We start from the raw sequence: 13,630 nt of genomic DNA on the forward strand, positions 1-13,630 counted from the left end.
TCGATTGCCATTTGGCCTTTCGCCAATCGGCGAGCACGTTGTTGTACGAATAAAAGAGCCTGACGGATACAGGCTGCGTCTCTGATCCGACCTTTGCTGACACAAGCAGCATGCCTTCTTTCACAACAGCCTTGGAGTCAATCTTTGGGATATGGCGATTCAAAAATGTGTGCGCCAACCACATCCGCCATGCTGCCAGGTGCTTCTGCGACACCCACGTGTGCGTCAAATTGTCGACGGCAAGGAAAGCCTTGTCGCCTCGCATTTCGGTAAGCATGCTGTTAGCCGACCCCAGAGCGTAGAACTCGTCGTTCGTACCAAGTGCTACGAGATAGCGAGCTTTGATCTTGTCGCGCCACATATAGGGGTCGAAGTGCGAGAGCATCTTGAGTCCCACCGGGTTGTTGTACATACGCAGGACCGCTTCGGCCGGTTGAAAGCCAGGACCGGCTCGGTCCTTAGCGGGCCCCCGCACGGTTGGTCCGAACTCCGCGAACCTCTTTGCGAGGCTATCGAGGTTGTTTCCTCCGTAAAAGCAAGTTGCCATTACACCTGCGACGCGATCATCTCCGGTACCGGTGGCCAGACTGACAGCTACGCCACGCTTTGAACACCCCATCATGACTGCGCGCTCCGTTTGAACGCCTTGCAGTGAATGCATCAGAGTGATGGCCCGAAGATATGCCCTAGTGATAGGAATGTAGCCATTCCAGCCAAGATCCTGCGTTTCGCGGACTTTCTTGAGCGCGTATCCCATCAGGTCGCTTTCATCCATGCCCATGAAGTCCTCAGCGGGATTGCTGAAAATCATGATGGGCAGGCCCAGATCAATTGCGGTCGCTTCTGCGTACTGCTCTTCTGTGCGCAATAGCGTTCCGGGTATTGTCAGCCGGTTCCAGTTGGCGTCATCAAAGAAGTTGCGCTCGGTGCCGATGATCCCCGCATTGCCCCCGCCCTTGTATCCATCAGGCACATAGATGCGCGCGGGGTGCGTCCAGACCATGCCTTTCCAGTTCTGGCTCGTGAATTTCAACTTGATTACACGAACGTTCTTGCCGGGACGAGCGACGCTATGCACGACGTGATCCTCGGAAATCGTCGTGCCAAGCGTATTTTCGTCGAGGATTTCCCCTGAATTGAAATACTTTGCCAGCTCCGCATCCTGGCTCTGGGCGTGGGCTGAGCCGATGCACAACAGCGTCCAGCAGACGAGAAAGTAAAATAAGTTCTTCATGAGCGATCAAGTAGAATGTAAGGTCGACACCGAAAGGACGCCTTAAACCCGAAAACACTGCGATGGGCCTCCGGGACCGTGCGGAGATGCGTCATGCCGGTGCAAGGCCGTTGCAGCCAACTAGTTCAGAAGGTATGGCGGATCCCGATCACCGCGCCGAGCATGCTGTTCTTACCGGCTCCAAGGTAGTATCCCGAGCCGAGTCCTCCGACAGAGGTATCAAAGTTGAGCGACGCATTTTTTGCGTATACCGTCGTTAGGTACAAGTTCGTCCTCTTCGTGCTATAGCCCCGACCTAAATCCTCGACGCCACGGATGCCCCATCGGGAGCCTGCTTGCGCGCCCGATACGAGTGATAAGCGGTGCGTTGCAGGACTCAACGCGACGGCCACCAAGGTAGAGGTGACGCGTGTCGTCCGCTGCGCAAGGGAGGCGTGCTTAACGGGTCCGGGTCCAGGCCCCGAAACCGAGACCCGGTGAGACGACGGAAACCACGTCGTCTTGCAGCGTGACAGTCGACACCTGTCCTAGCCTTTTCGCATCCTTGGCGAAGTCGCCAATTGTGCGTACCTTGGCGGCCGGCACGCCGCGTTCCGCAAGAAGAGCTTCGAGTTCGTGCGCCTCGAATTCACTCAGGCGATCAGCGATGACCGCTTTAAGTCGCGCGGGATTGACCGATCGCACAAATGACGCAGGTGAAGCTGGATCCAGCGGCTCGGCAAAGTAGGATTGATCGGCTGCGAGATGGGAGAGGTCTAGAACTTCCAGCAGCCTCATCAACTGGCGGGGCGTGTTGGCGCCAACTGCAATCCATCCGTCGCGTGCAGCGAAGAAGTCAGCGCTCGGGCTGCCGGAATATCCCTGGTTGCCAACCCGCGCTGGCGATTCGCCGGTCGTGAGTGCCGCACACGCAAAGGTGTACATCAGTTGCAGTGACGCCCCAGTCATGGACACGTCGAGTTGCACGGCACAACCCTTTCGATCCCGTTCACGTAGACCGGCCAGGATGGCTAATGTCGCCTGCATGCCGGTGGCGGCGTCAATCACTGGGAAGCCGGTCTTTATAGGCGGATCTCCTTCGGTGCCGGCCATGAACGCCATGCCTGTTGCAGCCTGGATGACGTGGTCATAGGCCGGTCGGCTGGCCAGGTCTGAACTACCTTGGCCATAGCCAGAGATCGTGCAATAGACAACCTTGGAATTGATTGACCGGATCGCCTCGAATCCGAGGCCATAGCGCTCAAGGACGCCAGGTCGCAAGTTGTCGACTACAACATCACAGGTGGCCGCCAGTTCCAGTGCGCGAGCGAGACCTGCGGCTTCGCCCAGGTCGACCACATGGCTTTGCTTGCCCGCATTCAACGCCACGAACGCTTGTCGGCCCTTTTCGGTGCGGCGCATCACGTCACCGCCGTTGGCATTCTCCATCTTCAGTACCGTGGCGCCCAATTGCGCCAGATAGAAGGTCGCCAGTGGCCCGGCTATGACGTGGGAGAAGTCCAGCACCTTGACGCCTTCCAGAGGAGCGAAATTAAGATCTTTGGTCATCCTTGCCTCACTGCAATGCAATACGGCTTTGTTCGACGATGCGGCGATACTTGCCCGTTTCGTCGGCGACGAAGCGGGCAAACGCTTCGGGGCTGGGTGTCGGGTCAATAACGGTGCCCGACTTCTGGTAGAAGTCGCGTACGCCCGGATCGTTGAGCGCTTTCAGGAACGCCGCATGCAGGCGTGCAACGACGGGCGTTGGTACCCCTGCTGGCGCCCAGATTCCGCTCCACGAGTCCAGCGTCAAGTCTTTGCGCCCAAGCGCCTCATTGAGCGTAGGGACCGCCGGCATGCTCGGGAGTCGCTGCGCTGAAGTGACCGCTAGCGCGCGCACGGATTGGTTTTGTAATTGCGGAAGGGCTGTCGAGGCGACGGGAAACCCCACCATCGTGTCGCGGCGTATTAGGGAAGGCACAATTTCGACAGACCCCTTGTACGGCACATGCACGAGTTCGATGTTTGCTGCCTTGGCAAATGCTGCGCCCGCAAGATGAGCGGCGCTGCCAATCCCGCCCGATGCATAGTTCAGGGTTCCCGGCACCTTGCGCGCTGCCTGTATCACGTCCGCCACAGTGCTATACGGCGCGTTTCCCCGCACAAGCATTACCTGAGGGCTAAACCCCGACCGGATGATGTGGGTGAAACTGGTCGTCGGGTCAAACTTCACCGAGGGCTGAAGCAGTTTCTGGGTGACATGGGTGGAGGAGCCAAGCATTAGCGTGTACCCGTCGGCTGGCTGCTGTGCGACGACCTCGGCCGCCAGGATGCCTCCCGCGCCAACCTTGTTCTCGACTACCAGCGGCTGTCCCAACTCACGCGCGGCGGCTTCGGCCAGTTTGCGCGCCTGGATGTCTGGACCGCCGCCAGCGGCGTAAGGAACGATCAGTCGGATCGGCCGGCTTGGGAAGGCGCTTTCAACAGCAGGCGCGGCCGTTGCCACCCCACATAACAAGCCGGCAGCTGCCGCTATCGTCAAGCGCAACCCTGTCGCAAGAATTCCTCTTCCCATTGTGTTGTCTCCTTGTGATCGTTTGGATCGATGAAGCGGCATTGTGGGAGCGCGAGTATTTCCTGTAAATTATTGGTTATCGATCGCGATATCAATTTTCGTTATGACCAAGGACACGCCGAGCGCAGGCCAATCACAGTTGGCGGCCCGATTTGATCGGCTTCGCATCCGCCATCTGCGCTTTCTCGAACTGGTCGACGCGCACGGCTCACTGTCGGGCGCAGCGTCTGAGCTTGCTCTGACCCAGCCCGCAGCAACCAAGATGCTTCAGGAAGTGGAATCAGTCTTTGGCACGCAATTGGTCGCTCGCACCACGCGCGGCGCCGCGCTGACGCCGGCCGGGAAGCATGCGCTCATGCGCCTGCGAGTGGCTCTCAATGCTCTGTCTGCCGCGATGGAGGAGATCAATGCCGCCCCGGCAGCGCCGATAGTTCGCCTCGGCATCCTGCCGCTGGTCGGTGTTGTTGCCTTGCCAAAGCTCTTCGCAAAGTTGGCCGAAAGGCCGGATGCCCCGCGCCTCGTGGTGCATGAATCCACCGTGGACGGACTTCTCGGCATGCTGGACCGCGGCGAACTCGACTGCGTGATCGGCCGCGTGAGCAGCAGCGTCGAACTGAACCTCACCAGCGAGATGTCGGTGACACCTTTATGGGAGGAGCGCCTCGCCATTGCGTGCGCGCTCGACCATCAGATCGGGCGCAAACGCAAGCTTGCGTTTGCCGACTTGTGCGATTGCGACTGGGTGACCGCACCGCGCGGTACACATACCCGCTCGCTGTTCGAAGCTCCATTTCTTGCCGCGGGTATCGTTCCACCGCAGCCAAAGGTCGAGTCCTTTTCCTTCCACACGAACCTCTGCATGGTCGCCAATAGCAGGTTAGTGACCATCGCTCCCGAAAGCGCCGTGCGGCACTACGCGCGCCTCGGCATGGTGCAGCAAGTTCGCCACGATGCCTGGTTTGCGGAGGGGCGAACGCTGTTTGTCACTCGCAACGACACAGCGTTCTCGCCAGGTGTCGTCGCCATCAGCAACGCGTTGGTCCAGTTGACAGGCCTCTGAGAGTCTGAGGGCTGGGAGCAGTAAATCCAGGGCAATATGAATACCTGCCGCAGCATGGAGTTCCCAAAAATGCGGATGCGAAGGTCATGCCGACAAGTTTCTCGCAAGGGTGGGAAGCCTCAGCCCGGTGCTGGGGCAGCTCATTTCACCTCTGCGTGCATCTACAAAACATAGAGACGTTATGCGCCCGTTTTCGGACCTTATGTTCGTCTCCCAAGGCGCCTAGTACTGCCGGCCATGCCGGGCTGACCGTCTTGCCTAATTCCACCGGACTGAGCATTGCTGGAGAAAACGGCGCAAGTGTCATTGTTAAGCCGGCCATGCTTCGCTCAAAGATTGGTTTGCGCCTTCCGTGCGCCGGCGTGCCCGTCCGATGCCTGCGCGAGCTCGCATCGGGCTTTTTTATTTTTTTGTGTCAGCGACGCTGTGCACATCAGCAGCTTCATGCCGCTTCCCCAACGAGGTTTGCCACCCACCGCTCCAGCTCTGCGTAGGCCTTGCCATCGATCACAAACTCTTGTCCTTTTGCCGCCGTCTTCAGCGTCACCCTATCGCCATCAGGCTCCCAACAGGCAGCGCCGGGGTGATATGTCAGCGGCGCCCTTTCCTTAGGCTCGAACCAGGATGGCAAGGACCAGACGCTACGTGTTCGCCCTGCCAGGGTAAGTTGCATCGGCGGGCGCATGAACCGAAATCGACCTGCGCCGATACCCGCCACAAAGAGGGAGCGCTTGCGTGCAACATAAAGGGTATTGCGGGGATCCGTGTATCTATCCGGGGTGGCCACGTGAGGATGCGTCGCGATCCAGGGATGTCGCTTGAGCGAACCAGCCCGGTCAGTCGCGACCGGCAACACCTCGTCGATCTCCAGCCAACCAAAGATGACATGGAGGTCTGGCGCGTCCGGCACAAAACGCCACCGTCCGGAGAGCTTCTCCACCCGCCGATACCATCCAAAGAACAAAAAGACGTCGCCAGGCCCAACATCATTGTTGGACAAGTGACCCTGGGCGGGACCCGACTGTCCGAAGGCTGGTCGCCAGCCCGGGATGCTCGCCGTATGGTTGCCGCCGAGGTCCGGATCAAAATGTACAGTCGACCTGGCACTGTACTTCCCGCCGGACAAGTCCCTAAGCATGGCGTCCAGGTCGACATCGTTGAACCCGATGTTGTCGATCTGGGTTCGGTCGCGATCGCTTGGAATCGGGAGCGGAAGCAACCTGCCGTCCGGCAAGATCGGGCTTGCCATGCCGCCATACCCCTGGTCGAACCCCTTTCGCGAGAAGACTACCTTCATCCGGATACTGCAGCCCTATGATTGTTGTGGAACCTCAGTCTGCCTACCCTGGAAATCTCGCAGGGATAGCGAACTGGTTGGAACGTCTACTTGGTGCCGATCACCATAGAATCCGGGCCAACGAGCGGCTCAACGCGCACCTGGCTGAAGCCCGCTTCGCGCATCCAGCCGGTACACTGCGCCCCGGTATAGTCGAAGCCGCCCTGCGTCTCGATCAGCATGTTCAGGCTCATCATCAGGCCGAAGGCGTTTTTCCTCCGATCGTCGTCGATGATGGCGTCATAGACGATCAGGCAGCCACCCGGCTGCAGCGCCGCATAGCACTTCGCCAGCAACTCGCGCTTCTGCGTGAGGTCCCAGTCATGAAGAATGTGTCCCATGACCAGGACGTCGGCCGTCGGGCAGGGATCACTGAAGAAGTTGCCAGGATAGAACCCGAGGCGGTCCTGCAGCCCGTGCGACCTGACATATTCCTCGAACACGGGCCCGACTACCGGCAGGTCAAAGCCACCGCCCTGTAGATGCGGATGGGCGAGCGCGACTTGTACCGGCAACGCGCCCTGCGCAGCGCCGATGTCAATGAAGGTGCGATAGTCCTGCCACGGAAATTTCTGCGCCATTGCGCGCGCCGCGCCCACGCTGATGCCAGTCATCGCCTGCAGGAAGCCACGCAGCCCCTGCTCGTTGTTATAGATCGAATCGAAGAGGTTGCCCCCTCGCTTCGACTCGTTCTGCGGAAGCCCGGTGCGCAACGCCTCGGTCAGCGCGCCCCAGAACGGGTACAGCCGGGCATTGGCCATTTCCAGCAGCCCGCCGACATAGCTCGGCTGGCTCCGGTCGAGGAACAATGCGGTGTCGGGAGCGTTGCGATATTTCCCGTCGTCGCGCTCCAGCACTTGCAGGGCGACCAGCGCGTCGAGGAAGTCGAGCGCGCTGCGCGGGTGCAGGCCGAGCGCTTTGGTCAGTGTGGGGGCATCAAGCGGACCGGCCGCCAGCCGCGTAAATACGCCCAATTCGACGGCCGAAAGCAGCGTCTTCGCCGGCCAGAATCCCATCCCCAGCTGGAGCAGGCGCTCCGGCGTGAGTTCCGGCCGGGCCGGATCTGCGCCGCTGCCGCCCGTGGCCGGCGTCGTCGTCTCTGGCGTGTCTGGCATCATCCCTGCTCCCCCATGCGGAAAAGGCAGCGCCGGTCGCCGCAACGGCGGACCGGCGTTTCCAAACAGGGTAGTTGTCACGGCGATAGAAGTCCAGATGACAAGGTCTGGTCCCCGTGGCCAATAACGGCAAGGCGCGCACCGTGTTATTTCCGCCCGCGTCAGTGGTGCATGCCGCCCCTATGCGGTGCCCGCCCAAGTGGGCAAATTGCACACGCCGAAACCCCGGCTGAAGGAGTATCGCGCTAACAATCGGTGCCTTGCGCCGCCGTCCGCCACCACCCTCCCCTCGCTCGCGCGGTGCCACCCGCAATTCTGCCGGCAGCTGGCGTGCGAGCCCCGCTTCGGCGCGCTCGGCCCGGCGCTGCGCCGCGGCGAGCTAGGCCTGCTCCGATTGCAAAGCCATCATGCCTCGACGTCCAGGTCAAGGCACTTCAGCGCCCGCTCAAACTCTTCGCCACTGCTGATCGCGCCGGCAGGGGCAAACAGATAGCGCTGGTTGGAGCTGGTCGCGTTTCTTCAGCTGCCCGGCTCAGTCGGCCTTTGCGCCGGAGAGTTGGACAACTTTTCGGATCTTGGGCGTGTCGGTGACCAGCATCTTCGCGAATCCAGCCGCGTCGGCATAGCGCACATACAGACCCACCGCGTTCAGCCGTTGCGAAATCGCCGGATCCTTGACGGCCTGCCCAATCTCGGACTCGAGCCTGCGAATCACGGTGGCAGGCGTGCCGTTAGGCACAAACGCGCCGATCCAGACGGCGCCAATGATGTCGCGATAGCCTGACTCGGCGAGCGTTGGCACCTTCGGCAACGCCCCAACACGCTCGGTGGCGCCAATCGCGAGGGCCTTCAGCCTCCCGCTTTCCGCAAAGGGCTGTACGGTCGTGATGGTGTCGAACGACACGTCTACATTTCCTGCCATCAAGTCAGTGAGCGACCGACTGCTGCCCGTATAGGGGACGTGCAGCACGTTGATGCCGGTGGCCTGCTTGAGCGACTCCATCGCCAAATGCGACGTCGTGCCATTGCCGGGCGTCGAGTACGTCAGCTTGCCGGGATTGGCGCGCGCTTGATCGACAAAATCCTTCAGGCTCTTGATCTTCCCGTCGCCACGGGCGACCAGCACCAAGGGGATGTCGCCCAGCAAGGCCACCGGCTGCAATTTTTCGGGGCTGTAGGACAGGCTCTTCTGGACGAACTGGTTCGTAATGACGGCACCGGTGTTGGCAAACGATACGGTATAACCATCGGGCGTTTGCTGTGCCAGGTATCCCAGCGCAAGCCCGCCCGCCTGGCCCGGCTTGTTCTCAACGACGATCGGCTGCCCGAGGTGCTTGGCCATGCGCTCCGACACCATACGCGCAATGATGTCAGTGGCCTGCCCTGCAGGAAAGCCGACCACCAGCTTCACGGGCTTCGTCGGGTAATTGGACGCGCCCTGCGCGCTGACGTTCGTGCACAGCAGCACGGCCGAAGCGGCAACGATGAAATGACGGTGATTCATTAGAAGTCTCCTTCTTTCCAGATATCGGTGGGCCAGTCGCCCCCATGCTGGATCACGGGGAACGAGCGGCGGTGCGCATGCGCGGCTACCCGCCAGGCCTCATCCAGGCGCGGGGTGCCCGGGGCGCTGCGCCGTCGAGGATGGCTGGTTGAGCGACGGCCAGCGTGTGGACGACCCGTGTGCCCAGGGCGAGGGCGATGCGAAGCGTCCCTGGCGTGACCGAGCCGGACGACGTCGCGGCGGTACGCAAGAGATACGCGCGACGGCGTCACGCGAAGAATTTCGGGTGGCGCTTAATGAGGTACTTCTGAACGCCTTCCATCACGAGTTCGTCGCGCTGGTTCAGAATCGTGGATGCCAGGGTCACGACCCCGGTGGTGCGCCCGCAGTCAAGCTGCGACACTTTGAGCATCGGATAGAGCGTATCCCCCGCATACACCGGCTTGAGAAACTTGCTGGACTGCTCGATGAAGCCCTTCATCGAGTCTTCCACATAGTGCGGGAACCAGCCTGCACCGGCTGCGCTTTAAATCAGGATCTGAAAGCCATGAGCCCCCAAGGCAGGCATGCCGTGCTTGCGACAGTACTCCACGTCGTAGTGGCTCGGATGATTGTCCGCACTGGCCAGTTGGAATGCCGCAAACAGGCCCTCGGTCATGGTGCGCGATGGGATGGGAAACTCTTCCCCGATGGAGAAGTCGTCAAAATAGTATTGCTTGAACATAGACATCGGTGTCCTTCCTTAATGAATCTCGTGCCCGGGCAAATGCTTGCCCGCTCACAACGTTGACACGCCGACAATGCCTTGCCGGGTCAGTTCGCCAATCGCCGCGTCGGACAAGCCCATTTCCGAGAGAACTTCGGCAGTGTGCTGTCCTAGCAACGGTGCGGGGCGGACAGCTTCTCGCGGTTCTTCGTTGAACTTGACGGGAATCCCGACATTCTTCATCGCGCCAAGCACCGCATGGGTCGACTCCACGAGCAGTTCGCGCGCCTCCACCTGCGGATGATTCAGGGCTTGATCGAGCGTGTTGATCGGCGGGCACGGGACTCCGCAAGCGCGCAGGCGATCGAGCCAATCGTCCGTGGTTCTCGTCTGCATGACCTCGCCGACGATACGGACGGTCTCATCGAAATTGGCAACGCGGGCGGCATTGGTCGCGAACCTTTTGTCGCTCACCAGGGCGTCCAGTCCGGCGGCAGCACAGAACCGTCTCCATTGCGCGTCGTTGCCCACCGAGCATGATGTCGCCGTCCTGGGTGGCGAATGCCTGGTAGGGCGACATCGCGGGATGCGCCGTTCCCATACGACGCGGCGTCTTGCCGGTGCGCCAGTAGTTCTGCGACATGTAGCCCATCTGAGAGATCGCCGTATCAAGCAGTGACACCTCGACGTAGACGCCCTTTCCCGTTCGCTCGCGTTCGATCAACGCCGCCAGGACGCCACTCAAGGCAAACGACCCGGTGCCGAAGTCGACCGGCGAGAAGCTGGCGCGCGAGAAGCCGCCATCCGGCTCACCCATGGTGGAGATCATGCCGCTGAACGCCTGGAGCATGACGTCGTAACCGGGCTCCTTGCCAAGCGGTCCTTCCCGCCCATAGCCCGAGATCTCGAGGTAGACGAGGCGTGGGTTGACGCTCCGCAGCGTCTCATAGTCGACGCCAAGCTTGCGCGCCGTCCCGGCACCGAACCCTTGGAGCACGATGTCGGCTTTGGCTACGAGGTCATGAACCAGCCGCTGGCCCTCCTCCGACTTCAGATCGATGGCCACGCTGCGCTTGTTGTGATTCACCGCAAGGAACGTCGCGGACTGTCCCTTCTCCTGCGGTAGCCAGGACCGCGTGTCATCTCCGCTGCCGACAGGCTCGACCTTGAGCACATCCGCGCCCAGCTCGCCCAGAAACTGACCACATAAGGGCCCGGCAAGCACCTTACTCAGGTCAACGGCTTTTAGGCCTTTCAACGGTTTTCATACAAACTCCAAGGATATGCGGGCTAACGAAAGGCCAAGGTTCTCAATACCTCACTGCCTGGTGCTTCCGCGCCACGCTGCGATCGGTTCTCGGACACTCAGACCATTGCGGTGGAAACGGACTTCACCACCGAATAGGCGTCCAGCGCCTCTGGTCCACCTTCCGAGCCAAAGCCGGAATCCTTGACACCCCCGAAGGGCATCTCGGGAAGTGCGAGCGCAGGCTGGTTGAGCCAGATCATGCCGGCCTCGAGATCTCTCGCCAGTTCATGCATCGTCTTCAGCGACCGGGTGAAGCCATACGCTGCGAGTCCGAACGGCAGTCGGTTCGCCTCGGCAATGGCATCTTCCAATCGTGCAAACGAGCGCATGGCCACGACCGGCCCGAAGGGCTCCTGGACCATGATTTCGGAAGAGATGGGAACATCATCGAGATTGTTGGCGCGAAGAAAGTAACCCGCGGCACCAACGCGATCGCCGCCGCAAAGAGAATCTTCGCCCCCTGCCTGGCCGCATCGTCCACCAGTCTTGCGACGGCAGCCACTCGACGGTCGTTCGCCAGCGGCCCCATGGTGGTTGCCGCGTCCGTGCCATCCTAGTACGGTGGCGCCTCTCCGATCGCAGACATGTCCACTTCGACGATACTGAGACCCCGCACCGGCATTGCGTCTCGGAGCACTGCACCAAACTCTCCTTGCGGCAGACCTTTGCATAGGACGCACCAACGCATCGCGCCAACTGCTCGAAGTCTGGCGGATCCAAGTTCCCGTATACGCGACGGCCACCGAACGCGGCATCCTGCATGTGCTTGATGACGCCATAGCCCGCGTCATTCATCACCACCATCAGAATATCCAGCGACTCCTGCTTGGCGGTCCACAATTCGCCAATGTTCATCACAAAGCCCGCGTCACCGGATAGCAAAATCGTCTTGCGGTCACGGGCCGCAAATGCGGCGCCAATCGCCATCGGCAGACCCTGGCCGATGCCCGCCCCGACAGGGTGCGCCGCCATCCAAGGTTCATAGACTTCATAAAGCCGGTGACCCCAGGTCGAGTTGGCGACGGTGATATCCCGGATCCAGAGGGAATCCATGGGGGTAGCCGCGCGCAACTGTTCCGCAAACTCGGCATAAGGGCCCAGCGTTAAGGCGCGTTCAATATCTCGTTCCTGCGCATCCTCGCCCAAGCCTAGGAAGTCGAAGATGTACGGATCCTTGAAGGCGTCGCGAGCCAAATCCGAATGTGCTGGCGGCAGGCGTTCCGCAAAATTACTCACTGCCCGCCCCTTCCGCTCATGCAGGCGAGTCTCGATCTGCATTACCAGGACATTGCGGGACCAGCCATGCTCCAAGGCCTGTGCGGCATACCATTCTCGATGCTCGTTGCTCTTGAGCTTGTCCAGTAATGTGCAGAGGTGAAACCAAGGCAATTGTGCAGCAGCCTGCTGCACAAATTCCCCGCCTGGCCAGGCTTCGGCCAAACAACGGCCTGGCCCTGAACCACGCGGAAGGCGAGCGCATTGCCAACGCGGCAGCCGGTGCGGACATCGTCTTCCTGGCCAACCATGGTGTCATTGTGTGCGTCGAGCGACTGGATTATGCGTACGATGACCTGTATTACCTGGAACGAGCTTGCCAGGCTGAAACCCTCGCCAGATCGAGCGGACTCTCGCTGCAGCGCGCGCCCGCAGATCTTGCTCCCGCAACCGGTTTGCAGATCCAGGGAGAGCGGCTCCAGTCGGAATTGTTTTTTCGCGCGCTATTGCGAACTGTTTCCTGAGAATCCTTATACTTTCATCATCATGAGAGTAAATGCCTCCGGCGACTCCTGCCATGCTCTGCAAGATTTCTTCCTAGGGTTTATACTCACCCTCGTCTCCTCCCTTTCACCGAAGGGATTCGAGCCCGCCCTTGCAGCGGGCTTTTCTTGTTTTTTCGCTTGTTTTTTTTGGGCCTTCGCCCAACCACCGGCACATGGCGTCGTCTGAACCGCCACAAGGGATCTGCCGGCATTGCCGGGAGGGAGGCCAAGGGGAAAACACCCAACGGGATGAAGCAAGCTCAAGATCCTGCGCCCGCTGAAACGAACAGCCCGCCAGCATTACCTCGGCAGTGGTGAACGGTCGGGCGTATCGGATAGCAGGAAGTAATTTGGTGGCGAGACTACACCAAGATGCTGCCACGGCGCCGTCGACCAGAAGTTCGGGGAGGCTCTGGCTTGAAGGCATTCCGCGCGCGACTATCTCACGAATGAGTTGTTCGCATTCCGTAACGGCGCCACTGGTAACGATAGCGAAACCCAGATGCGGAATACGGCGCGCGCCACGACCCATCGGGAGGTCCGGAAGGTGGCAGCCTTCTGCGCAAGCAAGAAATGCGAGGATGCGCGCTGAGACATTGCCGCGAGCACTGTGCTGTGCCACTCGGCCGTCTGCGATGCAATTGGCTACTGGTTTGCCCTTTTCAGCTGAAGTGGATATGATGGCCTGAACCTCGTTCCCAATCTTGTTCAGAGGTCCTGGACGATGAACAACACGGCGCGCGCTTTCGAAAAATCGTACTCATACAGCTTGAGTGCGCAGCCGTTCCTCCGCGTTGCGGCCGCACGATCACAAACCGGTCACGCAATGACAATTTCACGCCGTCTTGCGAACAAGCGGCCTATCCATGGCGTAGGTCTCGCCTGCCTCTATTAATCCGGAGCCGGTCGGGGACGCGCTGCGCGTCTGACCGGCTCCGGAACTAGCTCCTTCCCATAGCCGACCTGTCCCTGCTTTTTTCTGCTCGGGATTGCCACCCATTTAAGCCATCGCGTTTCCTGATGGCCGGTGCTTTCTCCAAGTAGGTGGG

General features: G+C 60.5%; 7 protein-coding genes and 6 pseudogenes. 2 read left to right on the forward strand and 11 right to left on the reverse strand.

What is annotated here, in order from left to right; all coding sequences use genetic code 11:
- Positions 1 to 31: 31 nt before the first annotated feature.
- The 3 genes and pseudogenes from J8I82_RS39600 to J8I82_RS13555 form a co-directional block, all read right to left on the reverse strand.
- Positions 32 to 1,234, reverse strand: a pseudogene (locus J8I82_RS39600) (PhoPQ-activated protein PqaA family protein); the annotation flags it as partial.
- 438 nt (positions 1,235 to 1,672) lie between these two features.
- Positions 1,673 to 2,782, reverse strand: a complete 1,110-nt coding sequence (locus tag J8I82_RS13550) for a CaiB/BaiF CoA transferase family protein (RefSeq protein ID WP_209758187.1) — start codon at positions 2,780 to 2,782, stop codon at positions 1,673 to 1,675.
- Between the two features lie 7 nt (positions 2,783 to 2,789).
- Complete coding sequence (locus tag J8I82_RS13555) at positions 2,790 to 3,791, reverse strand: Bug family tripartite tricarboxylate transporter substrate binding protein (protein ID WP_209758189.1); 1,002 nt, start codon at positions 3,789 to 3,791, stop codon at positions 2,790 to 2,792.
- Between the two features lie 103 nt (positions 3,792 to 3,894).
- Here J8I82_RS13555 and J8I82_RS13560 point away from each other — a divergent pair, with 103 nt between their 5' ends.
- A complete protein-coding gene (locus J8I82_RS13560) occupies positions 3,895 to 4,851 on the forward strand; it encodes a LysR family transcriptional regulator (RefSeq protein WP_209758191.1) in 957 nt (318 codons plus the stop codon).
- A gap of 442 nt (positions 4,852 to 5,293) precedes the next feature.
- Here J8I82_RS13560 and J8I82_RS13565 read toward each other — a convergent pair whose 3' ends face one another.
- The 8 genes and pseudogenes from J8I82_RS13565 to J8I82_RS13600 form a co-directional block, all read right to left on the reverse strand.
- The gene (locus tag J8I82_RS13565) at positions 5,294 to 6,148 is read right to left on the reverse strand and encodes an Nmad3 family putative nucleotide modification protein (protein ID WP_209758193.1); all 855 of its coding nucleotides are present in this window, start codon (positions 6,146 to 6,148) and stop codon (positions 5,294 to 5,296) included.
- 86 nt (positions 6,149 to 6,234) lie between these two features.
- Positions 6,235 to 7,302 (reverse strand): methyltransferase, encoded by a 1,068-nt coding sequence (locus J8I82_RS13570; RefSeq protein ID WP_209758346.1) that lies wholly within the window; start codon positions 7,300 to 7,302, stop codon positions 6,235 to 6,237.
- A 532-nt stretch (positions 7,303 to 7,834) separates the two neighbouring features.
- Positions 7,835 to 8,806, reverse strand: coding sequence for a Bug family tripartite tricarboxylate transporter substrate binding protein (locus J8I82_RS13575; protein ID WP_209758195.1), 972 nt, complete (start codon positions 8,804 to 8,806; stop codon positions 7,835 to 7,837).
- A 268-nt stretch (positions 8,807 to 9,074) separates the two neighbouring features.
- Positions 9,075 to 9,536, reverse strand: a pseudogene (locus tag J8I82_RS13580) (MaoC family dehydratase).
- 195 nt (positions 9,537 to 9,731) lie between these two features.
- Positions 9,732 to 10,737 (reverse strand): annotated as a pseudogene (locus J8I82_RS13585) (CaiB/BaiF CoA transferase family protein); the annotation flags it as partial.
- A 140-nt stretch (positions 10,738 to 10,877) separates the two neighbouring features.
- The gene (locus tag J8I82_RS13590) at positions 10,878 to 11,576 is read right to left on the reverse strand and encodes an aldehyde dehydrogenase family protein (RefSeq protein WP_336620899.1); all 699 of its coding nucleotides are present in this window, start codon (positions 11,574 to 11,576) and stop codon (positions 10,878 to 10,880) included.
- Positions 11,473 to 11,874: pseudogene (locus tag J8I82_RS13595) on the reverse strand (thiamine pyrophosphate-dependent enzyme); the annotation flags it as partial. The pseudogene J8I82_RS13595 and the gene J8I82_RS13590, both read right to left, overlap by 104 nt.
- A 48-nt stretch (positions 11,875 to 11,922) precedes the next feature.
- Positions 11,923 to 12,315: pseudogene (locus J8I82_RS13600) on the reverse strand (DUF1016 N-terminal domain-containing protein); the annotation flags it as partial.
- On the opposite strand from J8I82_RS13600, the pseudogene J8I82_RS13605 reads away from it, so the two are divergent.
- Positions 12,240 to 12,560, forward strand: a pseudogene (locus J8I82_RS13605) (class II aldolase/adducin family protein); the annotation flags it as partial. The pseudogenes J8I82_RS13600 and J8I82_RS13605 sit on opposite strands and share 76 nt — an antisense overlap.
- Positions 12,561 to 13,630 lie beyond the last annotated feature (1,070 nt).

It is taken from the genome of Cupriavidus consociatus (genome assembly GCF_017814975.1).
Classification (GTDB): domain Bacteria; phylum Pseudomonadota; class Gammaproteobacteria; order Burkholderiales; family Burkholderiaceae; genus Cupriavidus; species Cupriavidus consociatus.

Excerpts from the sequence above, each read along its gene's own strand:
- J8I82_RS13565 (WP_209758193.1), bottom strand. The coding sequence starts at position 6,148 with ATGAAGGTAGTCTTCTCGCGAAAGGGGTTCGACCAGGGGTATGGCGGC.
- J8I82_RS13590 (WP_336620899.1), bottom strand. The coding sequence starts at position 11,576 with ATGCCGCGTTCGGTGGCCGTCGCGTATACGGGAACTTGGATCCGCCAG.
- J8I82_RS13550 (WP_209758187.1), bottom strand. The coding sequence starts at position 2,782 with ATGACCAAAGATCTTAATTTCGCTCCTCTGGAAGGCGTCAAGGTGCTG.
- J8I82_RS13570 (WP_209758346.1), bottom strand. The coding sequence starts at position 7,302 with ATGCCAGACACGCCAGAGACGACGACGCCGGCCACGGGCGGCAGCGGC.
- J8I82_RS13555 (WP_209758189.1), bottom strand. The coding sequence starts at position 3,791 with ATGGGAAGAGGAATTCTTGCGACAGGGTTGCGCTTGACGATAGCGGCA.
- J8I82_RS13575 (WP_209758195.1), bottom strand. The coding sequence starts at position 8,806 with ATGAATCACCGTCATTTCATCGTTGCCGCTTCGGCCGTGCTGCTGTGC.
- J8I82_RS13560 (WP_209758191.1), top strand. The coding sequence starts at position 3,895 with ATGACCAAGGACACGCCGAGCGCAGGCCAATCACAGTTGGCGGCCCGA.